This window comes from Streptomyces europaeiscabiei, from assembly GCF_036346855.1.
GTDB lineage: Bacteria > Actinomycetota > Actinomycetes > Streptomycetales > Streptomycetaceae > Streptomyces > Streptomyces europaeiscabiei.
In genome coordinates, this window is the sequence record NZ_CP107841.1 from 328,679 (window position 1) to 353,047 (window position 24,369).

General features: G+C 69.8%; 27 protein-coding genes and 2 pseudogenes. 14 read left to right on the forward strand and 15 right to left on the reverse strand.

Translation table 11 applies throughout. The annotated features are described in order from the left end of the window. Nucleotides 1-344: 344 nt before the first annotated feature. Nucleotides 345-513, forward strand: a pseudogene (locus tag OG858_RS48495) (IS701 family transposase); the annotation flags it as partial. A gap of 322 nt (nucleotides 514-835) precedes the next feature. Here OG858_RS48495 and OG858_RS01535 read toward each other — a convergent pair. Together OG858_RS01535 and OG858_RS01540 are read right to left on the reverse strand one after the other, a co-directional pair. Further along, nucleotides 836-1,006: pseudogene (locus OG858_RS01535) on the reverse strand (IS6 family transposase); the annotation flags it as partial. 92 nt (nucleotides 1,007-1,098) lie between these two features. Further along, the gene (locus OG858_RS01540; RefSeq protein ID WP_327723154.1) at nucleotides 1,099-1,371 is read right to left on the reverse strand and encodes an nSTAND1 domain-containing NTPase; all 273 of its coding nucleotides are present in this window, start codon (nucleotides 1,369-1,371) and stop codon (nucleotides 1,099-1,101) included. A 98-nt stretch (nucleotides 1,372-1,469) separates the two neighbouring features. On the opposite strand from OG858_RS01540, the gene OG858_RS01545 reads away from it, so the two are divergent. From OG858_RS01545 to OG858_RS01560, 4 genes are all read left to right on the forward strand, one after another. Beyond that, on the forward strand, nucleotides 1,470-1,781 hold the full coding sequence (locus OG858_RS01545) for a histidine kinase dimerization/phosphoacceptor domain-containing protein (RefSeq protein WP_328545219.1): 312 nt from the start codon (nucleotides 1,470-1,472) through the stop codon (nucleotides 1,779-1,781). A gap of 18 nt (nucleotides 1,782-1,799) precedes the next feature. Beyond that, entirely contained in the window at nucleotides 1,800-2,327 is a 528-nt protein-coding gene (locus OG858_RS01550) for a sensor histidine kinase (protein ID WP_328545218.1), read from the forward strand. Nucleotides 2,328-2,535: 208 nt separating this feature from the next. Continuing rightward, nucleotides 2,536-2,712 carry a hypothetical protein gene (locus OG858_RS01555; RefSeq protein ID WP_179201397.1) on the forward strand — a complete coding sequence of 59 codons (177 nt, stop codon included), beginning with the start codon at nucleotides 2,536-2,538 and terminating at the stop codon, nucleotides 2,710-2,712. Between the two features lie 218 nt (nucleotides 2,713-2,930). After that, the gene (locus tag OG858_RS01560; protein WP_408059369.1) at nucleotides 2,931-3,338 is read left to right on the forward strand and encodes an MmyB family transcriptional regulator; all 408 of its coding nucleotides are present in this window, start codon (nucleotides 2,931-2,933) and stop codon (nucleotides 3,336-3,338) included. 569 nt (nucleotides 3,339-3,907) lie between these two features. On the opposite strand, the gene OG858_RS01565 is transcribed toward OG858_RS01560, so the two are convergent. After that, nucleotides 3,908-4,507 (reverse strand): TetR/AcrR family transcriptional regulator, encoded by a 600-nt coding sequence (locus tag OG858_RS01565; RefSeq protein WP_086752833.1) that lies wholly within the window; start codon nucleotides 4,505-4,507, stop codon nucleotides 3,908-3,910. 142 nt (nucleotides 4,508-4,649) lie between these two features. On the opposite strand from OG858_RS01565, the gene OG858_RS01570 reads away from it, so the two are divergent. Next, a complete protein-coding gene (locus OG858_RS01570) occupies nucleotides 4,650-5,444 on the forward strand; it encodes an alpha/beta fold hydrolase (RefSeq protein WP_328545217.1) in 795 nt (264 codons plus the stop codon). Nucleotides 5,445-5,612: 168 nt separating this feature from the next. Continuing rightward, entirely contained in the window at nucleotides 5,613-5,984 is a 372-nt protein-coding gene (locus OG858_RS01575; protein WP_086748252.1) for an antibiotic biosynthesis monooxygenase family protein, read from the forward strand. A gap of 160 nt (nucleotides 5,985-6,144) precedes the next feature. On the opposite strand, the gene OG858_RS01580 is transcribed toward OG858_RS01575, so the two are convergent. From OG858_RS01580 to OG858_RS01600, 5 genes are all read right to left on the reverse strand, one after another. Next, a complete protein-coding gene (locus OG858_RS01580; protein WP_328545216.1) occupies nucleotides 6,145-7,020 on the reverse strand; it encodes a CoA-binding protein in 876 nt (291 codons plus the stop codon). A 79-nt stretch (nucleotides 7,021-7,099) separates the two neighbouring features. Then, nucleotides 7,100-8,638 carry an FAD-dependent monooxygenase gene (locus tag OG858_RS01585; protein WP_328545215.1) on the reverse strand — a complete coding sequence of 513 codons (1,539 nt, stop codon included), beginning with the start codon at nucleotides 8,636-8,638 and terminating at the stop codon, nucleotides 7,100-7,102. Between the two features lie 23 nt (nucleotides 8,639-8,661). Further along, the gene (locus OG858_RS01590) at nucleotides 8,662-9,384 is read right to left on the reverse strand and encodes a maleylpyruvate isomerase family mycothiol-dependent enzyme (protein ID WP_328545214.1); all 723 of its coding nucleotides are present in this window, start codon (nucleotides 9,382-9,384) and stop codon (nucleotides 8,662-8,664) included. Continuing rightward, nucleotides 9,381-10,211 carry a fumarylacetoacetate hydrolase family protein gene (locus OG858_RS01595; protein ID WP_327742963.1) on the reverse strand — a complete coding sequence of 277 codons (831 nt, stop codon included), beginning with the start codon at nucleotides 10,209-10,211 and terminating at the stop codon, nucleotides 9,381-9,383. Before OG858_RS01595 ends, OG858_RS01590 begins: the two co-directional genes overlap by 4 nt. Next, nucleotides 10,208-11,284, reverse strand: coding sequence for a cupin domain-containing protein (locus tag OG858_RS01600; RefSeq protein WP_328545213.1), 1,077 nt, complete (start codon nucleotides 11,282-11,284; stop codon nucleotides 10,208-10,210). The genes OG858_RS01595 and OG858_RS01600 overlap by 4 nt, the downstream gene beginning before the upstream one ends. A 119-nt stretch (nucleotides 11,285-11,403) precedes the next feature. Here OG858_RS01600 and OG858_RS01605 point away from each other — a divergent pair, with 119 nt between their 5' ends. After that, nucleotides 11,404-12,177, forward strand: coding sequence for an IclR family transcriptional regulator (locus OG858_RS01605; RefSeq protein WP_327742965.1), 774 nt, complete (start codon nucleotides 11,404-11,406; stop codon nucleotides 12,175-12,177). A 98-nt stretch (nucleotides 12,178-12,275) separates the two neighbouring features. Here the strand turns inward: OG858_RS01605 and OG858_RS01610 are convergent, their stop codons facing one another. The 5 genes from OG858_RS01610 to OG858_RS01630 form a co-directional block, all read right to left on the reverse strand. After that, a complete protein-coding gene (locus tag OG858_RS01610; RefSeq protein ID WP_086748248.1) occupies nucleotides 12,276-13,766 on the reverse strand; it encodes an aldehyde dehydrogenase family protein in 1,491 nt (496 codons plus the stop codon). Between the two features lie 79 nt (nucleotides 13,767-13,845). Continuing rightward, entirely contained in the window at nucleotides 13,846-14,304 is a 459-nt protein-coding gene (locus OG858_RS01615; protein WP_328545212.1) for a zinc-binding dehydrogenase, read from the reverse strand. Continuing rightward, nucleotides 14,196-14,765, reverse strand: a complete 570-nt coding sequence (locus tag OG858_RS01620; protein ID WP_256960391.1) for an alcohol dehydrogenase catalytic domain-containing protein — start codon at nucleotides 14,763-14,765, stop codon at nucleotides 14,196-14,198. Before OG858_RS01620 ends, OG858_RS01615 begins: the two co-directional genes overlap by 109 nt. A 62-nt stretch (nucleotides 14,766-14,827) precedes the next feature. Further along, nucleotides 14,828-15,793, reverse strand: coding sequence for an amidohydrolase family protein (locus OG858_RS01625; RefSeq protein ID WP_256960390.1), 966 nt, complete (start codon nucleotides 15,791-15,793; stop codon nucleotides 14,828-14,830). Between the two features lie 478 nt (nucleotides 15,794-16,271). Continuing rightward, nucleotides 16,272-17,807 (reverse strand): aldehyde dehydrogenase family protein, encoded by a 1,536-nt coding sequence (locus tag OG858_RS01630; protein WP_319269662.1) that lies wholly within the window; start codon nucleotides 17,805-17,807, stop codon nucleotides 16,272-16,274. 336 nt (nucleotides 17,808-18,143) lie between these two features. On the opposite strand from OG858_RS01630, the gene OG858_RS01635 reads away from it, so the two are divergent. Then, entirely contained in the window at nucleotides 18,144-18,395 is a 252-nt protein-coding gene (locus OG858_RS01635) for a hypothetical protein (RefSeq protein ID WP_319269664.1), read from the forward strand. A gap of 479 nt (nucleotides 18,396-18,874) precedes the next feature. Here the strand turns inward: OG858_RS01635 and OG858_RS01640 are convergent, their stop codons facing one another. Then, entirely contained in the window at nucleotides 18,875-19,690 is an 816-nt protein-coding gene (locus OG858_RS01640) for an SDR family NAD(P)-dependent oxidoreductase (RefSeq protein WP_086748246.1), read from the reverse strand. A gap of 73 nt (nucleotides 19,691-19,763) precedes the next feature. Here OG858_RS01640 and OG858_RS01645 point away from each other — a divergent pair, with 73 nt between their 5' ends. The 5 genes from OG858_RS01645 (at nucleotide 19,764) to OG858_RS01665 (ending at nucleotide 23,123) form a co-directional block, all read left to right on the forward strand. Then, nucleotides 19,764-20,219 carry a MarR family winged helix-turn-helix transcriptional regulator gene (locus tag OG858_RS01645; RefSeq protein ID WP_086748245.1) on the forward strand — a complete coding sequence of 152 codons (456 nt, stop codon included), beginning with the start codon at nucleotides 19,764-19,766 and terminating at the stop codon, nucleotides 20,217-20,219. A gap of 183 nt (nucleotides 20,220-20,402) precedes the next feature. Further along, a complete protein-coding gene (locus OG858_RS01650) occupies nucleotides 20,403-20,858 on the forward strand; it encodes a MarR family winged helix-turn-helix transcriptional regulator (protein ID WP_086748244.1) in 456 nt (151 codons plus the stop codon). A 4-nt stretch (nucleotides 20,859-20,862) separates the two neighbouring features. After that, on the forward strand, nucleotides 20,863-21,081 hold the full coding sequence (locus OG858_RS01655; RefSeq protein WP_327749407.1) for a hypothetical protein: 219 nt from the start codon (nucleotides 20,863-20,865) through the stop codon (nucleotides 21,079-21,081). Nucleotides 21,082-21,189: 108 nt separating this feature from the next. Next, nucleotides 21,190-22,461, forward strand: coding sequence for a sensor histidine kinase (locus tag OG858_RS01660; RefSeq protein ID WP_328545211.1), 1,272 nt, complete (start codon nucleotides 21,190-21,192; stop codon nucleotides 22,459-22,461). Beyond that, a complete protein-coding gene (locus OG858_RS01665) occupies nucleotides 22,458-23,123 on the forward strand; it encodes a response regulator transcription factor (protein ID WP_328545210.1) in 666 nt (221 codons plus the stop codon). Before OG858_RS01660 ends, OG858_RS01665 begins: the two co-directional genes overlap by 4 nt. 64 nt (nucleotides 23,124-23,187) lie before the next feature. Here the strand turns inward: OG858_RS01665 and OG858_RS01670 are convergent, their stop codons facing one another. Further along, nucleotides 23,188-24,351 (reverse strand): XdhC family protein, encoded by a 1,164-nt coding sequence (locus OG858_RS01670; protein ID WP_327749406.1) that lies wholly within the window; start codon nucleotides 24,349-24,351, stop codon nucleotides 23,188-23,190. Between the last annotated feature and the right edge of the window lie 18 nt (nucleotides 24,352-24,369).

Genomic DNA, 24,369 nt, shown 5'->3' on the forward strand with positions numbered 1-24,369 from the left:
GCGAACATCGCCGCCGGCCCCGCCGCCACTGCCCCCACCCAGGTCGTGAACAGGCTGCCGGTTCCTTCATGCAGCACGTCATCGCCGCCCGCCTGCCCGACGGGGTCCACGTGTCCGGCCGACTCCGGACGAGGGAACGCGCCGATCACAACGGAACCGGACAGCGCTGTGTGAATCGCCGTAGTCAGGTGCCGCGCAGCAGGGTGATCAGCGGTGTCCACCGGTGCGACGAGGAGTGCGTGCATGACCGCCAGACAACAGGCGCCTCATAAAGCACGTACGACTCAGCTCATGAAGCTTCCATGAAGCCAACCGCCGGACTGGCCCTCTTGGGTACGTCCGCCATGACCAGCCGCCGCCCCTGTCCGCCCGCGCCGGGGCTGTTGGAGGACTACGCGGCCCGGTTCGACGACCTCTTCTTCAGCCTCGCACAAGGCGCCGCGGGAGCGGAACAAGACGATCACCTGCTTGGCAGGGGCGCAGTCGGCGGCGGGTGCGGGGATGCCAGGGATGGGTCATGCCTGCCGGGATGGTGTACCCCACTGCGGTGCCCCTCATCCAGCCCAGCGCCTCGAACTCCTGGACGCCACCGGCGCAGACGTAGGTGGCGCGGGCGTTGAAGACGGTGGCCTGGTCGATGCCCATCAGGCCCCGGCCGTCGTCGTAGTGGTCGGTCTGGACACCGATCACGGCTCCGGCCGGGGCGTCGACCTTCAGGTACGGGGTGACCTGGTGTTGGACGGCAGGGTGGCCGAGACGGCGGTGGAGCCCTGGCCGGTGGCCGGGAGCGAGGCGGCGTTGGTACAGGACTTCAGGTAGAACCCCGGGTTCGTTGCTCATCCCGGTTGTTCAGCCCCTTGTACGAGCGGTGTCCGACCGAGGACATGGCCTCCCAGTGAGCGGCGCCGTAGGAGCGGAGCTTGTCCGTGACGACCACCCGCGGCACCGTGCGGGTCCCCTTCACCAGACGTCGGAAGAATCGTCTGGCCGCGAACCGCCGGCCCCTCCCGCCCCGCCCCGCCCCGGCAGTACGACTGGACTTCCGGCTCGCGAACTGGTCGACCACCACCCAGATTTCAGGCTCGTCAGGGCACGGCTTCAGCAGGCGGTCGTAGGCGGCCGCGGGACCCTCCCCCGGCGTGAGCAGCCGGACCAGGGCGGAAGGCCGAAGCCGTCCCGCCGTCTCCTGCAGCGCCGGGACCAATCCCGCCCGCAGCAGGGGGACTTCCCACTCCCTGAGGCACCGGACAGAATCGCGAACCGCCGCTCGGTCACCAGTGCCACCAGCTCCGCCACCAGGCGGTCCCGACCGAAGAAGAAGGCGCGGTCCTCCGGTTCATACGGGGCCGGCCCCCGGTAGGGCGGCGGCATACCGCCGGCGTCGAGCGTCGCATGGAACCCGATACCCCGCTCTCCACGGCCGTCCGGCGTGCCATCACGGTCTCCCTCTGCGTGGGCCTGGTCCTGGTGTGGCTGTTCGACCTGGCGGCCTACTACGACCCGCAGGGCACTACGAGGTCCTCACCTTCTCCTTCCTGCTGACCTTCGCCGTCGGCGCCGCCGTGGGCCTCGGTTGCTATCTGCGCCTGCTGGACGCCCGCCGGGCCCGGGCCGTGGCCTCCGTACGCCAGAGCGAGCGCATGGAACTCGCCCGGGACCTGCACGACTTCGTCGCCCACCACGTGACCGGCATCATCGTGCACGCCGACGCCGCGCTGGTGATCCAGGAGACCTCGCCGGAGCAGATCAAGCCCCTGCTGGAGGGCATCTCCCGAGCCTGAGGGGAGGCCCTGGACTCCATGCACCGCCTGGTGCGAGTGCTGCGCGAAAACGACCATCAGGCCACCCGCCCGGGTGAGCTGCCGGCCGAGCTGAAGCGCCTGGTCTCCGCGTTCGCCGAGAACGGAACCGACGCGACGCTGAACGTCGCGCCCGAGGTGCGCGGGATCCGGCTGGCTCCCGAGGTCGAGACATCCGTCCACCGCGTGGTGCAGGAGGCACTGACGAACGTGCGCCGCCACGCCCATGGTGCGGACGTCGTCGTCCGCCTAGAACTGGACCCCCGAGGTCACCTCCGGGTCGAGGCGCGCAACACGGCGCCGCAGACGCGCGCCACCGGGCCGATCGGCGGGTTCACCATGACCAGTCCGACGCCTTCGCCGCATGCGTCCTGCGGTTCCTGGCCCCCGCCGACACCATCGCCAACCCATAGCTCACCGGTTCTGTCGCTCGGATCGCGGTCGCCATGCCTGCGCCGATCGGCCGCCACCGATACTCGCTGCGGGCCGACTGCTCCACTACAACCAGTGACGATCGCGGACAGCTGACTCCCGAGCACCGGGCGGCCGCTGCCACCCTGCTCTCCGCGTGAGCGGAGGTGAACCGCTGCAGCGCCAGGCGGACCGGCGCCGCCGTCGGCCCGACTGCACTGCTCTCCGCGAGAGCGGAAGTGAACCGGACGAACGGCGCTGGCCTCTCTGGCCCTGCGGCGGGCCCTGGAGGAGCATGGGAGATGAGCGACCAAGGGAGGCCGCCATGAAGACCGGAGCCTCGGATTACGACCGCTGGCTGTACTCGCACACGCCCTCCCAAGCCGAGGGCGAGCGCGATGAACCGACCGAGCGTGCGGCAATGGAGCGGCACCCGGACGTCCCCAGAACCGAGCCGTCCCAGGCGGAGGGCGAGCGGGTGGACGACATCCGGACCACATGACCGCCGATAGATGATCAATGAACGCCAGGGCTGCGCGCGGCTGATCCACTCCGAGGACACCTGGAGCGCTGCGCTCAAGGTGCTGATGACGCTGCCCGACCCGTGCCCTCCTTCACCGCGGTGCTCGGGGTGGACGACTTCGCCATCCGACGTGGGCGCAGACACGGGACGGTGCTGCTGATCGGGTCCATGCAGAGCACTATCCGGAGCAGGAGCGCGTGTTTGTCCGGCTGCTGTTCACCGAACCCTGGATGCGCGAGCTGTATGCCGACTGGGAGGAGATCGCCCGGCCGGCCATCGCCCAGCTGCGTATGAAGAGCGCGCGCTACCCCGGCGAACCGCGCCTCACCGTTCTGGTCGAGGAGCTCTCCGCCCATGCCGCACAGTTCCGGCAGTGGTGGACCGCGCATGACGTCGCGATGCGGGGCAAGGGCGTCAAGAAGCTCCGTCACCCGGTGGTGGGCGAGCTGACACTCGACTGGAACACGCTCACGTGTGGCACGGACCCCGACCAGCACATCATCGTGTGGAACGCCGAACCCGGTTCCCCGTCCCACGACGGGCTACGCCTGCTGGCCTCCTGGGCTGCGGAACGGAAGCGGACCGCGTCCGACACCGTCGCGTAACAGCTGTCCGGGGCGTCCACCTGTTCCAATCTTCGTCGTCGAGCGCAGCGCTCCGTGCCTACTGCCGTCTGTCGCGGGTAGTGCGTCCACCACGGCCTGCTTCAGCCGGACGCCCGTCGAGCGGGCGGGGCCCCGAAGGAGGAAGCTTCCATGAAGCCAATCGCCAGATCGATGCCCACTTCCTGCAGCGGTCTCCGGCCTGTTCCAACTTCAAGGGCCTCCCGTGCCGCCGGGTGCTGGTGAAGCGGCGATCCAACATTGCGGAGGTCGTCCTGCCTGTTCTCGAGGTTCGAGGCCCCCTCGACGCCCGTGCCGTTGAGAGCCTCGTGCGCATGCCGGGCCACGTTCAGGTCCGTGGTCGACTCCATCGGCTCGGCCGACCGACGTCGGCGAACACGTCCAAAAGTAACTGAGTGCCCTCCACGTGCGGGCACGGGCGCTGAATGGCAGCCATTGCAGGATGTGCGGTACCGCTCGGCGGGGTGGCGATGACGGGTTGACAGGGATCCGGATTCGCTACTTGGACGCGACTGTTCCGGTTCTCCTCCGTGAAGAGCTCTCGGTGACCACTACTTCGAGTCCTGCGGTGCGTCGGCATGCTGCAGCGTGGTGATCCACTGGGCCACGACGGCGTCGATGAAGGCGTCGGTGACCTGGCCGCGGTCGAGGAAGAGCCGGGCGAGGACGGGTCCGTACAGCAGGGTGAACTCGTCGTCGCTGATCTGGACGCCCGAAGGCTCCAGCAGTCTGTTGAAGCCGGCGTAGCGGTCTTCGCCGATGCGGACGAGTGCCCGGGCACTGTCGGGGTCGTGGTCGGCCTGGGCGGTGACGGCCAGAGCCGCGGTGCGCACGGACGGCACGCCGACCCCGGCACGCAGGCTCTTCAGCCAGGCGGTGGCCACGGCGCCCACGTCGCTGCCCGGTTCCGGATAGTTGCCGAGGTCGGGGCCTTCGAGGACGAGGTCGAAGAGCAGCGCGGCCCGGGTGGGCCAGTGCCGGTAGAGGGTCTGACGGGTGACCTCTGCCCGCTCGGCCAGCAGGGCATAGGTGAGCCCGGCCGGTCCGACCTGAGGCAGAAGTTCGCGCGCGACGGCCAGCACGCGGTTGCGGGTGCGCTGCACGCGCGGGTTGCCCGGAGTCGGCTGGCGACGGTGGGGAGGCTCGTTCATACCACCACCCTACCGCCAAATCATACGGGGAGTGTGATTGGCGTCACAGTCTAAATCATACGACGCGTGTGATACAAATGAAGAGCAATCACACGCACTGGATGATTCCTTGCGTGTCGGTGACTGTGAAAGGTAGATGGCCATGTCGTCTCGCAACCTGCTTGAGCCCACGTTCGCCCGTACTCGCCTCGGGTCCGGCCCCGGCCTGCTCCTCGCCCACGGCGCCGGCAGCAGCCTGGCCGGCACCTACGGCCCCGTTCTGGAAGGGCTCGCCGCCCGCCACACCGTCGTCGGCATCGACTACCCCGGCAGTGGCGACACCCCCCGCTCCACCACCCCGCTGTCCGTCGACGACCTCGCCGACCAGCTCATCGCCGCCGCCGACGCAGAGGGCCTCGACCGCTTCGCCGTGTCGGGATACTCCCTCGGCGGCCCGGTCGCCATCCGCGCCGCCACCCGCCACCCCGAGCGCGTCACCGCGCTCGTCCTGACCGCCGCCTTCCCGCACCGCGACAACCGGCTCGCTCTCGCCTCCTCGGTCTGGAGCAAGATCGCCGCGTCCGGCGACCGCGAGCTGCTCGCCGAGTTCCAGCTCATGATGGCCCTCGGCACTCAGGCGCTGGAGTCGATGCCGGCCGAGCAGCTGCGGCAGACCCTCGGCTACGTCGCCGCCGGCTCGGCCGACGGCAGCTCCGAGCAGACCGACCTCGTCGGCCAGGTCGACGTCCGGGACGACCTCGCCGGCATCAAGGTCCCCACCCTGGTCGTTTCGACCACCGACGACCGGCTGACCTCCCCCGCCCTGCACCGTCAGCTCGCCGAGACCATCCCCGGCGCCCAGCTCGCGGAAATCGCCACCGGCCACCTGCCGATGCTGGAGCGGACCGAGGAGTGGCTGCAGCTCACCACGGACTTCCTCGGCAAGCACCACGCCTGAACGCACACCACCGGCGGGGCCACGCGGCGGTCATCGGCATACCCCCTCCCGCGCACCGCCCATTGATCACGACTCACCAACACGCAGACGGGCGGTCTCCTGGTCCCGGATCACTTGGATCCCTGTGGGTCGGCAGACCCTCTTCCCCCTCGATTCCATGGAGGAATCATGCTCAAGTTCGGCCACCTCGACGAGTCCACCCACTTCCACGACCAGCAGAAGGAGGAGACCGGCCCGGTCACCATCATCAACACATTTGTCGCTCCGGAAGGCAAGGAGGACGAGGTGGTGGCCGCCTGGACGGACGACGCGGAGTACATGAAGAAGTCGGGGAGCCTTCTCTCGGTGCAGCTGTACCGGGGCATCGGCGGTAGCCGACTGTTCACCAACGTCGCGGTCTGGAAATCCACCGAACACCTCCGTGCGGCGCTCGGCACGCCGGAGTTCGCCTCGCACCTGGAGGGCTACCCTGCCGGCACCGTCGCCTACCCGCACCTGTACCAGAAGTTCGCTGTCGAGGGCGTCTGCGAAGGGGAATGACGACCGCTCCCCGATTCCGGGCGCCGTTCGCCACGCGCACGACGGGTGGCGACGTGTAGTCCCTGGTCAGCCAGCGGCTCGCACCGATGACGCCGATCTGTTTCCTCTGACCGCCCGGCCGGTGCTCTACGTGCTCAACCTGGTCCGCCCAGAGAAGAACTCAGCGGCAGGACGTACGCGAGGACGCATGAGGCTGGTCACCAGCCGACGCCCGGACTTGGGTGGGCGGGGAGCCGCACGCGGCTGAGCGCGGTGACGGCGTCGACGAGGTCGCGTTCGTCGTCGACGAGGACGGCTCCGGCCTGCCGCAACGCGGCCCTGGTGACGCGCCGGAGGTGGCCAGGGCGCCGGTGTGGGAGCGAGCGAAGTCGCCGATGTCGTTGCGTCCGACGACCAGGGCCACGACGGGGACCCGGTCGGTCAGGCGGCGTACGGCCTCGGTGAGACGGCGTCCTTCCGCGGCGGTCTCCATTTGCAGGGCGACGGCCCGTACGCCCTCGTCCTCGGCGAGGTGCAGCAGGACGTCGGCCTGGGTGACGTCCAGGCTGTTGCCCAGCCCGACCCCCAGGCGCAGACCGACGCCGGCCTCGGCAAGGGCGAAGGCCAGCGCGTGGTTCACACCGCCGCTGGCGGCCACGACCGCCACCGGACCCGCTTCCAGATCGGCCACGCCCGGGACGAAACTGGCCGTCAGCCGTCGATACGGGGCGAGGAAGCCCGAGGTGTTCGGCCCGAGGACACGGATTCCGGTGTCCCGCACCACTTCGGCCGGGGCCTGTTGGTGCAGCGCGCCATCGTCGCCGGATTCGGCGAAACCGCCGGCGCACACAAGGGCGGCGCGGGCTCCCGCGTTCGCCGCGTCGCGAATGGCCCCGGCAGTGGCGGCGGCCGGGATACAGGACACCACCAGGTCGGGTGCGATGCCATGGCTCGCGGCGGCCTCGGCGACGGTCGGGAAGAAGCCCCGGTCGGGATCCGGCCGGCCGCCGTTGACCTTCAGTACCGGTCCGGGGAACGAGGCGAGCGAGTCGGTCATCGCCGCACCGAGCTTCCGGGTGTGGCGGAGGCGCCGAGAACGATGATGGCTCGGGGTGCGAACAGCGGGTCGAGGGCGGTCACTTGGTGCCTCCGACGAGGTCGGCCCGGCCGGACAGCAGGAGGGTGGTCGCGGTGTCGTCGTCGTACGCGCCGATGACCGCCGCGGGCAGGCCGTGCGCGAGTCGGGCCTCCTCAGCCACCAGTACGCGGGGCAGCGTCGTACCACCGCGTACGCCGACGAGCGGGGCGCCCGATTCCGCCGTCTCACGCACCTGGTCGAGGGCGAGCGGCAGACCCTCCTCCCTGTCGGGGGCGTCGATCCACACACCCGCCCCGGACGGCTGACCGCCGAAGGGGACCATCGGGATGTCGGTGCCGTCCGTCCCGGTCAGGAGGTCGTCGCCGACTGCCACGCGGCGCGAGGGAATCCGGAACGTCCCGCCGCGGAAAGGTGTCTCCAGGGGCGGTGTCGCGTGGCGTTCACGCCACCATCCGTCGACGCGGTCCACGTACGCCGCGTCGCGCACGGCGAGTTTGCCGCGCGGGATGCTGCGGGTGAGGAAGTGGAAGGCGAACTGCGTCGGATCGTCGAACGAGCGGACGTAGCGGCCGAAGTGCTCCCACCACGACAGGCTGGGCCGCGCGGAGTTCTGGATCTTCTCGACCTTGGGGCGGCGGCGCACCTCGTAGGCATCGAGTGCCTCCGGCACGCTGTGCGGTGACTCCCCCAGGGCCCCGGCCAGCGCGACGGCGTCCTCCATTGCCATCTCGGTGCCGGACCCGACGGAGAAGTGCGCGGTGTGCGCCGCGTCGCCCAGCAGCACCCACTTCCCACGCCGCCACGAACTGGCCCTGCGGGTGGCGAAGTTGGCCCAGCGGGAGTTGTTGCCGACCAGCGGGTGCCCGTCGATCTGCTCGCGGAAGAGGTCCTCCAGGTAGGCCTTGGTCTTCTCGTCGCTCGGGCCCGGCGGTGTCGAGGGATCGAAGGTGTCGAGTCCGGCCCTGGCCCAGGAGTCGGCGTCGGTCTCGACGATGAACGTGCTCAGCGAGTCGCTGATCGGATAGGCGTGGGCGGCGAAGACACCGTGCGGGCCATCCTGGTGGACGAAGGTGAGCCCGTCGAACATGTGCGAGGCGCCGAACCAGACGAACTTCGCGCTCGCCACGTCCGCCGTCGGTCCGAAGTCGTCGGCGAACACGGTGCGGAAGCGGCTGTTGGCGCCGTCGCACACCACGACCAGGTCGAAGTCGTCCAGCTCGGCGGGATCACGGATCTCGTGCTGGAAGCGCATCCGAACGCCCTCGGCGCGTGCCCGCTCCTGCAACAGGCTCAGCAGGGTCTTGCGTACGACAGCGGCCATGCCCATGCCGCCGACGCGTTCCCGTGCACCGTGCACGCGGACCTCGATGTCGTCCCAGTGCCTGCCGTGCTTCTCCAGCGCCTCACTGAGGACGGGGTCGGCGGCGTCGATGGCGTCGAGGGTGGCGTCGGAGAAGACCACTCCGAAGCCGAACGTGTCGTCGGGGCTGTTGCGTTCGAAGACCACGACCTCGGCGCCGGGCCGGCTCCGCTTCAGCAGTGTCGCGAAGAACGGGACCTGCGCCGATGCAGGCAAATTTCATCATCTTTCCTTCGCGCTCACAGCCACGCGGGCAGCTTCGGCGGGGATTCCCCACCGGCGGGATACAGAGGGCCGGGCACAGGGCGTCCGGTCGCGTAGGCAGCCAGGCTGGGCAGGTCACCGCTCACCACGACCGGCTCCGCGCCGCCGGGCGCGCCCAGGGTCCAGGTACGGACGTCGCCCTTGATCCGCAGCTCGACGGGGGGACAGTCCGGGCGGGCCCGGAAGGCGGCCGCGACGTCGTCGACAAGGGCCGCGCACACCTCGCGCGGGACATCGTCGAAAGTGGTGATGTTCAGGTCGACGGTGTGGACCCACACCTCGCGCACTCGCATCCAGGGCACCTGGGAGACGGGTACCTCACGGCCTCGCGCGGTGCGGACGGTCGCTTCCCAGCACTCGTCCGGCATAGCGGCGAGTTCCCCGGCGAGTCGGCCGTCGGCCGCGAGCAGGTCGGCACGCAGCTCCTCGGCCGGCCGCCGGGCACCTTCCTCGATCTCGCGCGCACGTTGGTCGCCGCTGGCGTACATGGGTGTCTCGACGCCTGTCCGCGCCCAGGTCAGCAGGTTGACGAGGGCGTCGGCGTTGCGGGCGACATGGGCGACGACGTGGGCCCTGCTCCAGCCCGGCAGGTACGAGGGCATGGTGAGCCCCGAGTCGGTCAGCCAGTGCACGGCGGCTTCGAAGGCCGCCGTGCCCTTGGCCGCCCACTCCAGCGTCGCGGCCGGGCGGGCGTTCACCGTGTCTCGCGGCGGCAGGTGTTGCGGCACTCGCCGATCCCCTCGATCCGGGTGACGAGGGTCGTACCGTCGTGCAGATAGCGGGCGGGCTTGCGGGCGTGGCCGACTCCGCCCGGAGTGCCGGTGGCGATCACGTCGCCGGGCACCAGCGTGATGATCTCGGACAGGTACGCGACCAGCGTTGCCGGGTCGAAGACGAGGTCACCGGTGTCGGCCTTCTGGACCGTGTCGCCGTCGACCTCACAGGTCAGACTCAGGCCCTGGGCGGACACCGCCGGGTCGTCGGCGGTCACCAGCCACGGTCCGATGGGGGTGGTGGCCTCGAACGTCTTGCCCTGGTCCCACTGGGTGGTGCGGTACTGCCAGTCCCGGGCGGTGACGTCGTTGAGCACGGTGTACCCGGCGATCGCGGCCCGCGCCTGCTCCGTGTCGGCGTGCCGGACCTCGGCACCGATGACGACGCCGAGTTCGGCCTCCCAGTCCATCTGCGTGGACGCGGCGGGCAGGGTCACGTTGTCGTACGCGCCGACCAGCGCTCGCGCGAACTTGGAGAACAGCGTGGGGTGCGAGGGGAGTTCGCGGCCCATCTCCAGGATGTGGGTGCGGTAGTTGAGGCCGACGCACACGACCTTCTCCGGCGCGATGACGACGGGGGCGTAGTCAAGGGCGCCTTCGTACGTTTCGCCGTCGGCGTCCGCGGCACGTGCCGCCCAGTCGCCGTGGCTCAGGAAGGCCACGAGGTCGCTCTCGCCGAGGTCCACGGCCTTGTCCTCGTCGACGCGGACGGCGCGCGTGGTGCCGTTGACCCGGATGGTGGCGAGCTTCACTTGTGTTCTCCTCGGGAGGTACGGGCGAGTCCCAGGGCTTCGTAGACGGGCTCGTCGCTGAAACGGAAAAGGTCGACCTGGGTGCGGGCGGACAGCGAGACCTCGCACCAGGACGGGACTACGAACAGGTCGCCCGTGGCGATCTCGAAGACCTTGTCGCCGACTCGGGCGACCGCCTCACCCTCGAACACCTGCCAGACCGCGGAGCCGACCGAACGCACGGAGGCGGTCTGTGCACCGGCCCGCAGTCGGCGCATCTCGGTGCGCATCGTGACCAGGGCGTCCCGGCCGGTGGTCGGGTTGGAGAAGCGGACTCCGGCGTGCCCGGGCTCGATCACGCCGGCTACGCCTTCGTCCTCCAGCTCCAGCTGGGCGGTCAGGGCGGCGTCGGTGTGCTCCCAGCGGTAGGCGCCCAGCGGGGAGTTGGGCTGGTCGGGCCGGCTGATCGGGCGCAGCCCGGGGTGGCCCCACAGTCGCTCACCGCGAGAGCGTTCGGGGGTTTCGCGGGTGGAGAGTTCGTCGGGGCCGAACTCGAAGAAGCCCGCGTCCAGCTTGGAGACGAGGGGGATGTCGAGTCCGTCGAGCCAGGCCATCGGCTTGTCGGTGACGTTCTGGTGCTCGTGGAAGGCCCAGCTGGGCGTGAGCAGCAGGTCGCCCCGCCGCATCGCGACCGCGTCGCCGTCGACGTTGGTCCACACGCCCTCGCCTTCGAGAACGAACCGGAAGGCTCCCTGGCTGTGCCGGTGCGAGGGGGCGATCTCGCGCGGCCCCAGGTACTGGATCGCGGTCCACAGGGTCGTGGTGGCGAAGGGAAGGCCCGGGAGGCCGGGGTTGGACAGTGCCATGGCACGGCGCTCGCCGCCACGCCCCACCGGTACGAGCTCTCCGGAGCGCTGCGCGATGGGCAGCAGCTCCGACCACCGCCACAGGTGCGGTACCGCGGCGGGCTGCGGCGACATCGGCATGAGACCGTCCACCTGCGTCCACAGCGGGATCAGACCCGCGTCCTCGAAGTCCGCGTACAACTCGTCGAGCAGCTTGCGCTCGGTCTGCTCGCTGGTGGTATCGGTCACGGAGACCTCCAGGTCGTGTGTTCGGCGACCGCCGGAAGAAGCGCGCATCGTTCAGCGCTGGTCCTGACGCTACGCCGCCGTTTCCTCCCAGAGGAATCCATGAAGCGTAGAATTCCTCTATGGAGAATTCAGCGGGCGCTGCGCCCAGCCCCTCATATCCGGTGAGCGCCGCGGGCAACGCCCTGCGCGTCGTCCGGCTGCTGCACGAGCTCGACGAGCTGCGGGTGATGGACGTCGCCGACCGGCTCGGCGTCGCGCGCTCGACCGCTCACCGCATCCTCGCGATGCTCGTCTTCGAGGGATTCGCGGCGCAGGACCGCCACAAGGTGTACCGGCCGGGGCCGGCTCTGCAGGCGATCAGGGGAAGCCAGGCCGCCCCTCCCCCGGACCTGATCACCATCGCCCACCCCCACCTGCAACGGCTGGCGGACGCCGTCCGTGAGACGACCCACCTGATGGTGCTCGATGGCAACGGAGCCCGCTTCCTGGACGGCGTGGAGGGCCCACAGGCGCTGCGGGTCAGCTACCGCACCGGCACGCTCCTGCCCGCCCACGTCACCTCGGGCGGCAAGGCCATGCTCGCGGCACTGCCGGCCGACCGGCTCCGGGCCCTCTACCCCAACGGGCTCCCCGGGGAGGGGTCCGACGCTTCCGGCGACGTGGAGCGGCTGTTCAACGAGCTGGTGGCGGTACGACGGGACGGCTACGCGATCAACCTGCAGGAGAGCGAGCGCGGAGTGCACGCCGTCGGTGCCTGTGTGCGCGATCGCACGGGCACCGCCGTGGCCGCCGTGGCGGTCGCGGCTCCGTCGGTCCGGTGCACCCGCGCGAGCCTGGCAGCGTTGTCCCGTCCCCTGCTGGCAGCCGTGCAGGACATCGGTCAGGGGCTGTGAACGGCGCGACGGTGTGCGGCACCGTCCGTCTCAGGGGTGCCGCACGCCGTGTCTTCGCGTCTTCGCGGCGGGTTACGTCGCCTCGAAGACCGGGTTGCTCACTTGTCGTGTCCGGTCACCTCGAGGGACGGCGCCCAGCGCGGCATCTCGCCCCTCCCGGAGACCAGGCGGATGTTCTTGCTGTAGCCGTACTCGCCCAGGGTTTGCGCCGAAGTCTCCCGGCCGTAGCCGCTCGCGCCGACACCACCGAACGGCGTGCCCGTGAAGTTCCGGTTGTAGTTGTTCACGAAGACGAACCCGGTGTGCAGGGCGCGGCTGACCCGCAGTGCGCGCTCCGAGTCCGGCGTGAACACCGCGGCGACCAGGCCGAAGTCGGTGCCGTTGGCGATCCTGACGGCCTCGTCCTCGTCGTGGAACGGGATCATCGAGATGACCGGGCCGAAGATCTCCTCCTGCGCGATGCGCATGTCCGGGCGGACGCCGGTGAACAGTGTCGGCGCGACGTAGTAGCCGCCCGCCAGCTCCGGGTCGTCGGGGAGCGGCGCCTGCGCCGCGATCGTGGCACCCTCCTGGACACCTATGTCGATGTAGTCCAGCACTCGCTTGCGCTGGGCGGCGGACACCATCGGTCCGATGTGCGTGCCGGGGTCGACGCCGTTGCCGACGCGCAGCCGCTTCACCGCGTTGCCGTAGCGGCGCGCGACCTCGTCGTAGATGTCGGCGTGTACGAGGACACGGGACGCCGAGGTACAGGCCTCGCCCTGGTTGAAGAGGCCGCCCTCGATCGCCCACGGCAGCGCCAGGTCGAGGTCCGCGTCCTCGAAGATGATGAACGGGTCCTTGCCGCCGAGCTCCATCAGGGTCGGCGTCAGGTTGTCGGCAGCGGTCTTGATGACCGAGACGCCGGTGGTGGGCGACCCGGTGAACGAGATTTTGCCGACGAGCGGGTGTCCGGCGAGCCGGGACCCGATCGAGCCGGTGCCGGGAAGGATGTGGACCACGTCGTCGGGCAGGACGGACTGGATGATCTCCACCATGCGCATGGATGAGAGCGGGGCCTGCTCCGGCGGCTTGATCACCACCGCGTTGCCGACGGCCAGCGCCGGGGCCAGCTTGCTGGCTGTGTGGATCGGCGGCCAGTTGAACGGCACGATCGCGGCGATGACGCCGTAGGGTTCGAGCACGGTGATGTCCAGCAGGTTTCCGCCGTCGTTGACCTGGCCGGGCATGGAGTCGCACAGGCTCGCGAAGTACTCGAAGAGCCCGATCGCCGCGTTCACGTCCCCGTTGCGCGCCTGGGTCAGTGGTTTGCCGTTGTCGCTGCACTCCAGGGTCGCGATCTCGTCGGCGTGCTCGCGTATCGCCTGAGCGATCTTCCGCAGCCAGCTGCCGCGCTCGCGGGCGGTGCGGGCCCTCCAGGAGAAGTGCGCGTCGTAGGCCGCCTGTACGGCCTGGTCGACTTCCTTGTCGCCGGCGCCCTGGACGACGGCCAGTGGCGCGCCGGTCGCGGGGTTGTCGACGGTGAACTGATCGGCGGCGTCCTGGGACGACCACCGGGTGCGGATCTCGCGTGGTGACGACTTGGCCACGACCTTGCTCCGTTCAGGGGTGTGCTTGGTTTGACGGCTCGCTCGCAGGATGCGGTGGCAGCCGGTCGATGACGGCCCGTCAGGGCCTGAGAACGATCTTGCCGTTCGTGTGTCGGCGTTCCAGCTCTCGGAAGGCCTCTCGGACTTCGTCGAGCCGGTAGACGCCTGCTATGGGGATCTCCAGATCCCCATCGGCGATCAGCGTGGCGACTTCCCGCAGGACGTCGGCGCTTGCCGCCGCCGCGCTGCCCTCCGCCTTGGTGCCGTGCTTCGCCGCGCCGGGGAAGTCGATGATCATGTTGATCCGTTCACCGGGTACACCGAGTTCCAGGGCCAGTTCGATGTAGGGAGCGCCGAGGGTGTCGATGAAGGCGTCGATCGTGCCGCCGGCCACCGCGCGGATGCGCTCGCCGACATCCTCGCCATAGGTCAGTGGGATCGCTCCGTGCCGGGCAAGCCATGCGTGGTGGGGCTCACTGGCCAGGCCGATGACGGTGGCTCCGGCGCGCCGGGCGAGTTGGACGACGAGAGAGCCCACTCCACCTGCGGCCCCGGAGACGACGACGGTCTCGCCACGCTTGACCCTGACGCGTGTACGGCCGCGTACCCCGTGGTCCCGGCGACGAAGAGCGCGCCTGCCCGCTCCCACGGGACCGCCGCCGGTCGGGGGGTGAGGTGGTCGTCGTCGACGATCACGTACTCGGCGTGGCTGGCCTGCTTGTGGGTGAAGCCGATCACTTCGTCACCGACGGCGAATCCGGTCGCTCCCGCACCCAGTTCCTCGACAATCCCGGCGAGGTCGCTGCCCTGCCCCGACGGAAACGTCGCCGGAAACCTGTCGTGCAGGAACCCCCGCCGGATCGCGGCCTCGCCCGGGTTGATCCCGGCCGCCACCACCTTGACGAGGACCTGGCGTTCACCGGGCACGGTCCGTTCGACATCGACCACGTTCAGTACGTCGATGCCGCCGTACTCGGTGAATCGCACTGCTTTGGGCATCGCGGCTCCTCAGGTCGCACCGCGGGTGAAGGGAATGCGGGCCCACGCGGACTGTCGGCCGTTCACAGCCCCAGAATGCGTTCGGCATTGCCGTGCGCGATGCGGGCGAGGTCGGCCCGCGCGTATGGTGCGGAACGCAGGAACGCCACCGCATCGGCGCTGGACTCGAACGGGTAGTCGATGGAGAACAGCACCCGGTCGACACCGACAGCATGGACGGCTCCCAGCAGCGCGGCATGGGACATGACTCCGCTGGTGGTGACGTACACGTTGTTGCGCAGGTAGTACGAGGGCAGGTGCTGCACCCTCCGCTCAACCGGAACTTGGGCGGGGTAGCGGCTGTCGAGCCGAGCCATCTGGAACGGCAGCAGCTCGCCCATGTGACCCAACATCACTGATGCGCCCGGGAACTCGTCGAACACGCCGCCGTAGATCAGCCGGAGCGCATGGGCGCCCACCGTCGCGGTCCAGCCCCAGGACGGCCCGACCAGCACGGGATGCCCGTCGAAGACACGCCACTTGTCGGCCGGAATGACAGCCGGATGCAGATACAGCGTCACGCCGAGGCGCTCCAGCTCGGCCCATACGGGCCTGAACTGCGGCTCGTCCAGGTAGTGCCCCCGCACATGGTCGTTGTACAGCACACCCTTGAGCCCGAGCTCCTTCACCGCCCGACGCAGCTCCACGACCGCGGCCTTCGGGTCCTGCAGCGGAAGCACCGCGAAACCCGCGAACCGGTTCGGATGACTGGCGACCGCCTTGGCCAGATGGTCGTTGACCCGTCGCGCCACGGCCACCGCCTCCGCCGGATCCTCGATCACTTCCAGGCCCGGCGTGGAGTAGGAGAGGACCTGCATGTCGACGCCGTTGGCGTCCATGTCGGCCAGCCGCAGCTCGGTCACGTCGTCCAGGCGCCGGAACCACTCCCGCTTGGTCTCGTCCGTTGCCTCCAAGCGCTCACGGATCGCCGCCTCCTGCCGGATGGCTCCGGGAATGGAGAACGCCTCCTCCACAGCTACGATGCGCATCTTCTTCTCCTTTTTGGCGTTCCGATGGTCTTTCGAGCCGCCGACTGTCATGGAGGCAGGGCTGCCAGGCACTGCCTCCGCGGCGAGCGCGGGTCGTCCCGCGACCAGACCGCCGGCCGCGGCGGCTCCTCCGGCAGCTGCGGTCGCGGCGAGGAATCCTCGCCGGGTGGCTGCGGTCAGGGGCTCGGCGGGTGGAGTCACGGCTCGGAAAGGACGTTCGTCGGACATGTCCGCTCTTCCTCGATGGTGGCGCGGTGGTTGTCGGGACGTCCCATCGCAATCGTGCTCCGCGGAGGTGCGCGTCGTTCCCCAGTGGGACATCGGCTGTCGTGGTCGGCTCGCACTGGGCGACGGACCGTGTCCGGCGACCGGGTCCGAGGCGGGCACCGCCCTCCCGGACCCGGTGCCGTCAGTCAGTGACCGGTCTGGCGACGGGGTGGATGTCGGCCCGGACAGTGCGCCTCTGGCCGCCGGTCGATCAGGCGGTCTTCTTGTCGCTCTCGGCCAGGATCCTGTCGCGCACACCGGCGAGAGCTCCCTCAATCGCGCCCGCGGGCCTGCCGAAGGTGCTGGCCGAGAACTGAGCGGGGCCGGTCTTGGCGGTGAAGGAGTGCGGGTAGGCGAACTCCCGGAGTCCTTCTTCGCCCTGCTTGCGCCCATAACCACTGTCGCCGCGACCGCCGAAGGGCACCGCGGGGTTCATGGAGAACACCAGTGCGTCGTTGATGCTGGTCATTCCGACGCGGAGCTGACGGGCGATGGCTTCGCCGCGGTCGCGGCTGAAGACGGCACTGCCCAGTCCGTACCGGCTGGCGTTGATGTGAGCGATGGCCTCTTCGGTGTCGGCGACCTTGACGACGGCCAGTGTCGGACCGAACGTCTCCTCCGTCGCCGCGAGGGAGTCGGGGGTCACGCCGACGAGGACGGTGGGGGTGACATAGCGGTCACCCACCGCGTCGAGGCCGCCTACGGTGGCTGTCGCACCGCGTTCGAGAGCGTCCCGGATGTGCTCCCGGATGATCGGGATCTGGGTGGGCAGGGGAACCGGCCCGATCTCCGCGTCCTCGCCACTGCCGACGCGAACCTGCTTGGCAAGCTCACTGACCTTCTCGACGAACTCGTCGTGGACCGACTCGACGACGTAGGCCACTTCGAGACTGATGCAGCCGTGTCCGGTGTTCTGCATGGCACCCCACACGACGTGCTTGGCGGCTTCGTCCAGGTCGGCGTCCTCGGCCACGACGACGCCGTCCTTTCCTCCCAGTTCCAGCAGAACGGGGGTCAGGGTCTGCGCGCACTGGGCGGCCACGGTCTTGCCCGTGGTGACGCTGCCGGTGAAGGCGAGCTTGTTCAGGCCGGCCTCGATGAGCGCCCCGCCCGTGGCCCCGAACCCGTTCAGGGTCTGCAGGACGGAGGGAAGGTCCGGAACGGCCCGCTGCCAGGTCCGGACGAGCCACTCCCCGACGCCGGGCGTGATCTGGCTGGGCTTGAGGATGGCGGCGTTGCCGGCCGCGATCGCCTCGATCAGGATGGCCCCGGGGGTGAGCAGGGGGAAGTTCCACGGCCCGATGACACCGACGACGCCGTAGGGCTGGTATTCGAGCCACGCGCGCTGATTGGGCACGGTACGGCTGCCGGGGAGCTCCCGGCGTCCCAGCACACGCTCGGCGTTCTCGATGGCGTACTGCACGTGTTCCAGAATCCCGAGCACTTCCACGCGGGCGTCATCGAGGGGCTTGCCGTTCTCGGTGTGAATGAGCGCGGCGCCCTCCTCGCCACTGACGGCTATCTCCCGTCGCCAGGCACGCAGCCGCTCCGCGCGGCCCTCGAATCCGAGGTCCCACCAGGCCGCGGCGACCGAGCGGGCGTCAGCGACGGCCGCGGCCGCCTCCTTCTTCCCCGCCACGGGGTATCGCGCGAACTCGGCTCCGGTGGCCTGATCGACGGTGATCACCTCACTGCCGTCCTGTCCGATGACTCCATCACGCGTGCTCGTCGGATTGTTGTTACTCACGGTTTTCTCCCACTTTGTTACGACCTCCAGCACCCGGACTGCACCTTGAGAGCGCCGGGGTGGCGGGCGCGGTGTTCGGCGCGGCGAAGAGGCGCTGCATGAGAGCGGGCGCGCGCCGACGTAATGAACTTCAGTGATGGCCCAAGGGCCGTCGCAAGTGCCAGATTATCAACCGCTGAGCCACTGTCAAGCATTTGATACTCAACAAGTCACTTGTGATTCTGCCGCTCGGATCAGTCCACGCCAAGGGACAGAACAGGCACACGGTCGACAGTGGTCAAGAAGGCCAGGGTGTGCGGACGGCTGTCGAGGACCGCGCCCAGGGGCCTGGCGCGCTTGGCCGGATGCCTGATCCAGCACAGAGAACTCGGCCTGTTCGTGGCCCTACCTGTCACGCACCACCCCGCACAGGAGGTTCGGGCCGATGTCACCCACCCCACTCGCCGGTGCGCCGACCCGCGCCGCCGGTCAGCCCCTGCCGGCACCGGCGCGCCCCTCGCGGCGATGGCGCCCGCCGACATCTCCGACAAACGGGAACTGCCGCCCGGCACCCACGTCGCCGACGGCGGCATTGGCATAGCGCGGTGACAGCACTCCCCAGATTGGAGTGGTAGCGCATATACGGACAGACCCTGCCGTTCAGTCGACGGGTTCGGGATCCTTGGACCGGCTCGACAGCTCTACAGGCCGCCGAACTCACGCAGTCTCGGTAGACGCCAAGGCAGCCAAGTCGACCTCCTCGGCTCCGAGGGGACTGGTCACCACGTCGGCGCAGCAAAGAGCTGTTGCCGACCCGGTCCACCCTTGACCGCTGCGGGTCCACCCATCTCGTCGCTCTTGAACGAGAGCCAAGCTTGTTGCGGAACAGCAACCGGTCAACAAAGGGAAGTAAACGAGCACCGGCCTGTGGCCCATCTTGACTCAAAGTTCAGAGCGACCGGCCCTCGGCCTCGCCCGACCGTCACGGTCACCCGACCTGCCACCCCATCGGCCACAGGCCGACAGCCGGGTCCGGAGAGGCGGGCGGACGACAGGAGATCCACCAACCGCCCGCCGGCCATCGCCACCTAGGCTCGCTGATCCGTGTAGCGAGTCGCGAGGGCGGGCCGGAAGCCGCCTCCCATCACACCGGCCTCCGCAGCGAGCAGCGCGTCCAACGCGGAGTCCTGGTCCTCCAGGCCAGGGACACAGACGGTCTCACCGAGGCGCAGGCCGGCCAGGCTGGCCGAGGCCACGTCCTCAGGCAGCATGGCCCGTGGGTTGCCGCGCGAGACGCCACCGTTCCACTCCGTTGCCACGATGCTGGGGCACACCACCTGGACACGGACCGGGGTGTCGGCGAGTTCGCCCGCGAGCGTGCGCGTGAATCCCACGGTGGCGGCCTTCGCAGCGACGTAGAGGGTACGCCGGGGTGCTTGCGGGGGCGCGCCGTCCGTTCGGACGGCGAGGGTGCTGCCCGCACTGAAGGCGAGAAGCGAGGCGACAGTGACGACGCTTCCTTCCCCCGCCGCGAGCATTCCGGGCAGCGCAGCGCGGACCAGCAGGACGGGGGCGACCGCGTTGAGGGTGAGAAGGCTCTGGATTTCGGCCGGGTCGACATCGGTGAGCGGAGCGTAGCCGCCGGCACCGGCGTTGCTGATCAGCATGCGTACGTCGCCGACGGCCAGCCGGGTGGCGACTGCGGCGATGCCGTCCTGGGTCGCGAGGTCGGCGGGCAGTACCTCGACGGCCGCTCCACGGGCGCGGAGTTCCTCGGCGAGCTCGGCGAGCCGGTCGGCACGTCGCGCGACCAGGACGAGGTCGTGGTCGTCCGCCAGGAGACGGGCGTAGGCGGCGCCGATGCCGGATGAGGCGCCTGTGATCAGTGCATTGGTGCGAGTCATGGGGGTTAGTGTTCTTCAAGCGCTGTTCTGCTGTCAAACGCTTGATGTATATGAAGTGCCGTATCCTGCTCCTGTGATACGAAACAACGAGGAGCCCGTCGGGCTCAACGCGCTCGACCGGGTGACCTGGGCCTTGCGTCGCGCGGAGCTGGCTGTGCAGTCGCTCAAGGAGCAGCGGCTGCGCCCGCTGGGCTTGATGGCGGCGCACTACACGCTCCTGATCTCGGTGCACGACGAGCCCGGACTGACCGGCGCCGAGTTGGCCCGCCGCCTCAACGTGACCCCCCAGGCCATCGCCTCACTGGTGGCACGCCTGGAAAGCCGCGGCCAGCTGGAGAGGCGCGAGCATCCGCGCCACCGGCATGTACAGGAACTGCATCTCACCGACGCCGGGCGGGAGTCGCTGAGCGCCGCCGACAAAGTGATCGCCGGCATCGAGCTGCAGGTCGCCGACAGTCTCGGTCCGAAGGAGAGCACGCAGCTGCGGGCGCTGCTCAACCGGGTGACCGAGGCGATTCGCGAGGACTGACCCCAAGGCCCCGTCGAGCGACGGTCGCCCCGCGAGGGGTGGTCCCTGGCGCACCACCTGGAGAGCCGGAGGCCATCCCCTCCCCTGACCCCACATGCCTACCGCCACGCGCAGCTCCAGGCCTCCAGCTGGTTGATTGATATCAGCTGTTTTATGCAAGCCCAGGTGTCGTATTCTCGCGGCGTGACACATGATGACGAGCGGACGATCGCCGCCAACGCGCAGGACCGGGTGACCTGGGCTCTGCGGCGGACGGAGTGGGCGGTTCAGGCACGGAAGGATCAACGGCTACGACCGCTGGGAATCGCGGCCGCGCAGTACACGCTACTGATCTCCGTCCACGGCGATCCCGGCCTGACCGGTGCGGAACTGGCCCGCCGCCTGAACGTCACCCCGCAGGCGGTGGCCTCGCAGGTGGCCCGTCTGGAGGAGCGGGGCCAACTGGAACGACGACCGCATCCGCGCCACCGCCATGTACAGGAGCTGCACCTCACCGACACGGGCCGTGACTCCCTGCGCGATGCCGATGCCGTGATCGTGGGGATCGAAGAGCAGATCGCCGAGAAGCTGGGCCCCGAGAAGGCCGCACAACTGAGGACTCTGCTCGACGAGGTGGCCTGCGTGGTCCGGGAGACATGAGCCGGTGAGCCTGATCCAACTGCTGCCGAGCGGTGGCACCGACGCCGTCGGTCCGTACCTGCCGTCGAACGCGGTCATGACGGTGCGGACGACCGGCGACTCGCTGTCGCCCGGGTCCGGGCTCGCCTTGTTCGCCTTGTTCGCCTTGTTCGCCTTGTTCGCCTGCCACATCGTCGTGGTCCTGGTCGGCGCGGCCGTGCTGCTCGAACAACGTGATGCGTGACCCCGGTTGCTGCGGGGACACGGCCGATCCGCTCCTCCGCCTTCGATCGTGAGGCCGGGCGGCCGCCTCCTCCCCAACCAGGGATCCGTACCGAAGGACGGTGAAGTCGTGCTCGCACCGGCGTCGCTGCGACGGGTGACCGGCGCTCACCCGCGCCTGGTGGATGCCGCCCTCGCCACACTCGTGGGTGGTATCGGCCTGCTGCCTCTGCTGTTCGGACGATGGCCCGACGGCGCACGGCCGTCGGGCGCCGACGCCGTCGCCGCGGCGGCCGCGCTCCTGCTTCTGCCGGCCCGTCGTCGGGCACCACTGCCCGTCCTGGCGCTGGCAGTGCTCGGGGAGGTGGCCTTCACCGTCCTCGCGTCGTATCCGTCGCAGCCGCTGAAGCTCGCCGCGTTGATCGCGGTCTACACCGTGGCCCGAACGGTCCGTCGGAGGACCGCCTTGATCGCAGTCTCGGGCACGGCCCTCGCCCTGTACGCCGTCATCACCTATGCGACGGATTCGGCCACCGGCCCGGAGGCCGGCGCCGTGTTCGCCTGGACCGGGATGTTCGCCGCCGTCGGGGCCACCGTACGCACCTGGCACGACTACGTCGCCGCGATGGAGGAGCGAGCGCTGCGGGCGGAGGCGAGCAAGGAGGAAGAGGCCCGCCGCCGGGTCGCCGAAGAACGGCTGCGCATCGCAAGGGAACTCCACGACGTGATCGCCCACCACATCGCCCTGATCACCATTCAGGCAGGAGTCGCCGGTCGCTTCCTTCGGGGTCAACCGGATCGGGCCGAGGTGGCGCTCGGCCACATCCGTGAGGCCGGACGCACAGTCCTGGACGAACTGGGCCCGCTGCTGTACGTACTGCGGCTGTCCGCCGACGAGACGGACGCGGGGCAGCCGACCGAACCCGTGCCCGGCCTGTCCCGCCTGGCAGGGCTCCTCGAATCGCTGACCGCCGCCGGGCTGAGCGTGCGCCACCGGCAGGCAGGCCACCCGCGCCCCCTGCCGACCGCCATCGACCTGGCCGCCTACCGCGTCATCCAGGAGGGGCTGACCAACGCGCACAAGCACGGCGCGACCGCCGAGGCGGACCTGGTCGTCGACTACGGGCCCGACGAACTGGGCGTTCGGATCACCAACCCCCTGCACTCCGGCCCGTACCCGGCGTCGGCGGCGACGGGTACCGGACACGGGCTGACGGGCATGCGCGAGCGCGTCCACGCGGTCGGCGGCAGCATCCACGCCGAAGCAGTCGACGACGGTTGTTTTCGCCTCGCTGTGCAGCTGCCGCTGCCCGCAGACGGACCACCGGCCGACAACCGCGCGTCGGATCGGTCCGGCACGGCCCTGCCCGCCACGGCCGCCGCCGAGAGGAGGCAGCGATGACCATCCGCGTTCTGCTCGCCGACGACCAGGCCCTCGTCCGCACCAGCTTCCGCATGCTCATCGAGTCGGAGCCGGACATGTCGGTCGTCGGAGAGGCGGCGACGGGCGAAGAGGCGGTCGAACTGGCCCGCAGCACCCTTGCCGACGTCGTACTGATGGACATCCGGATGCCCGACATGGACGGTCTCGCCGCCACGCGCGCCATCTCGGCGGACCAAGACCTCGCAGGCGTACGAGTGCTGATCCTGACGACCTTCGAAGCCGACGAGCACGTCTTCCGGGCGCTGCGTGCCGGGGCCAGCGGATTCCTCGGCAAGAGCGTGGAGCTCTCCTACCTCCTCGACGCCATCCGGCTGGTCGCCCTCGGAGAGGCGTTGCTGTCACCCAGGGCGACCAGGGCACTCATCGCCCACTACCTCACCACACCCGACAGGACGAACGCTCCGGCCCCGGAGTTGACGACCCTGACCGACCGCGAGCGCCAAGTGCTCGATTTCGTCGCCGCCGGCCTCTCCAACGAGGCCATCGCCGAGCAGCTCCACATCTCGCCCTCGACCGCCAAGACACACGTGAACCGCATCATGGCCAAGCTCCACGTCCGCGACCGCGCCCAACTCGTCGTGATCGCCTACCAGACCGGCCACGCTAACCCCGGCCCGTGACCGTCCGCACCCCGCTCGGTGCGCCGGGTGCGCCCTGCGGCTGCCGGACGGAGTCTGTGCGGGGTTACGGCGCCGTCGCCCGGCCGGGCAGAGGCTGCGCGGAAAGGTGGATGGGGCCGACACCGTCTGACAGGGGCCGTCCTGTGGCGCGGTTGGTGTGGGCGATGATCTCCGACGTGATGGAGATCGCTGTCTCCTCGGGAGTACGGGCGCCGATGTCCAGGCCGATCGGTGAGTGCAGACGCGCCAGTTGGTCCTGGGAGAGGCCGGCTTCCCGGAGCAGGCCGACGCGGTGCTCGTGGGTGCGTCGCGAGCCCATGGCGCCGATGTAGCCGACCGGAAGGGTCAGTGCCAGGCTCAGCAGGGGGATGTCGAACTTGGCGTCGTGGGTGAGGACGCAGACGGCGGTGCGGGCGTCGATCTCGGTACCCACGAGGTAGCGGTGGGGCCAGTCGCTGACGACTTCGTCGGCGTGCGGGAAGCGGGCAGGGGTCGCGAAGACCGGGCGGGCGTCGCAGACGGTCACCCGGTAGCCGAGGAAGCTCCCCGCCCGGCTCAGGGCGGCGGTGAAGTCGATGGCGCCGAAGATCAGCATGCGTGGGCGGGACGCGTGGACGTGGACGAGGACGGTGAGCTTGCGCAGGCAGGTGCCGTCGTCCGAGTTCTCTGCTCCTCCCCCACCGCCACCGACCTCGATCAAGGCGGTACGGCCCGCCCGCAGGAGTGCACGCGCATGCGCCACGACCGCCCGGTCCTCGTTCTCGTCGCCGAGCGTGCCCTCGTGGGCCCCCTCGTCGGGGACATGGAGCGTACGGCCGACGAGCTCACCGGGACCGTCCACGACGTGGGCCACGGCCGACGGACGTCCGGCGGTCACGGCATCGAGGGCGGCGGCGAGATGGGGTTGGGCAGCGGGCTCCACACGCTGCACCAGGACGTCTATCTCTCCGCCGCAGGTCAGGCCGGCGGCGAAGGCATCCGAGTCGGAGTACCCGAAAGCAACGCGTGCGGGGGCAGCTCGGTCGGCCAGCACCTGGCGGCCCAGTTCGTACACCGCTGCCTCGACGCAGCCGCCGGAGATACCACCGACCGCGTTGCCGTCGGCGTCCACGGCCAGTGCGCTGCCGACTGGTAGAGGGGCGCTGCCTCTGACGCCGATGACGGTGGCGAGGGCGAACGGCCGGTCCTCGTGGCACCAGCCGTGCAGTGTGTCCCTGATGTTCAGCATGGGGGCTTTCCGTTAGGT

Coding starts and splice junctions, on each gene's coding strand:
- OG858_RS01540 (WP_327723154.1), bottom strand. CDS start 1,371: ATGCCGCCGCCCTACCGGGGGCCGGCCCCGTATGAACCGGAGGACCGC.
- OG858_RS01550 (WP_328545218.1), top strand. CDS start 1,800: ATGCACCGCCTGGTGCGAGTGCTGCGCGAAAACGACCATCAGGCCACC.
- OG858_RS01555 (WP_179201397.1), top strand. CDS start 2,536: ATGAAGACCGGAGCCTCGGATTACGACCGCTGGCTGTACTCGCACACG.
- OG858_RS01565 (WP_086752833.1), bottom strand. CDS start 4,507: ATGAACGAGCCTCCCCACCGTCGCCAGCCGACTCCGGGCAACCCGCGC.
- OG858_RS01570 (WP_328545217.1), top strand. CDS start 4,650: ATGTCGTCTCGCAACCTGCTTGAGCCCACGTTCGCCCGTACTCGCCTC.
- OG858_RS01575 (WP_086748252.1), top strand. CDS start 5,613: ATGCTCAAGTTCGGCCACCTCGACGAGTCCACCCACTTCCACGACCAG.
- OG858_RS01580 (WP_328545216.1), bottom strand. CDS start 7,020: ATGACCGACTCGCTCGCCTCGTTCCCCGGACCGGTACTGAAGGTCAAC.
- OG858_RS01605 (WP_327742965.1), top strand. CDS start 11,404: ATGGAGAATTCAGCGGGCGCTGCGCCCAGCCCCTCATATCCGGTGAGC.
- OG858_RS01620 (WP_256960391.1), bottom strand. CDS start 14,765: ATGCCCAAAGCAGTGCGATTCACCGAGTACGGCGGCATCGACGTACTG.
- OG858_RS01625 (WP_256960390.1), bottom strand. CDS start 15,793: ATGCGCATCGTAGCTGTGGAGGAGGCGTTCTCCATTCCCGGAGCCATC.
- OG858_RS01640 (WP_086748246.1), bottom strand. CDS start 19,690: ATGACTCGCACCAATGCACTGATCACAGGCGCCTCATCCGGCATCGGC.
- OG858_RS01665 (WP_328545210.1), top strand. CDS start 22,458: ATGACCATCCGCGTTCTGCTCGCCGACGACCAGGCCCTCGTCCGCACC.
- OG858_RS01670 (WP_327749406.1), bottom strand. CDS start 24,351: ATGCTGAACATCAGGGACACACTGCACGGCTGGTGCCACGAGGACCGG.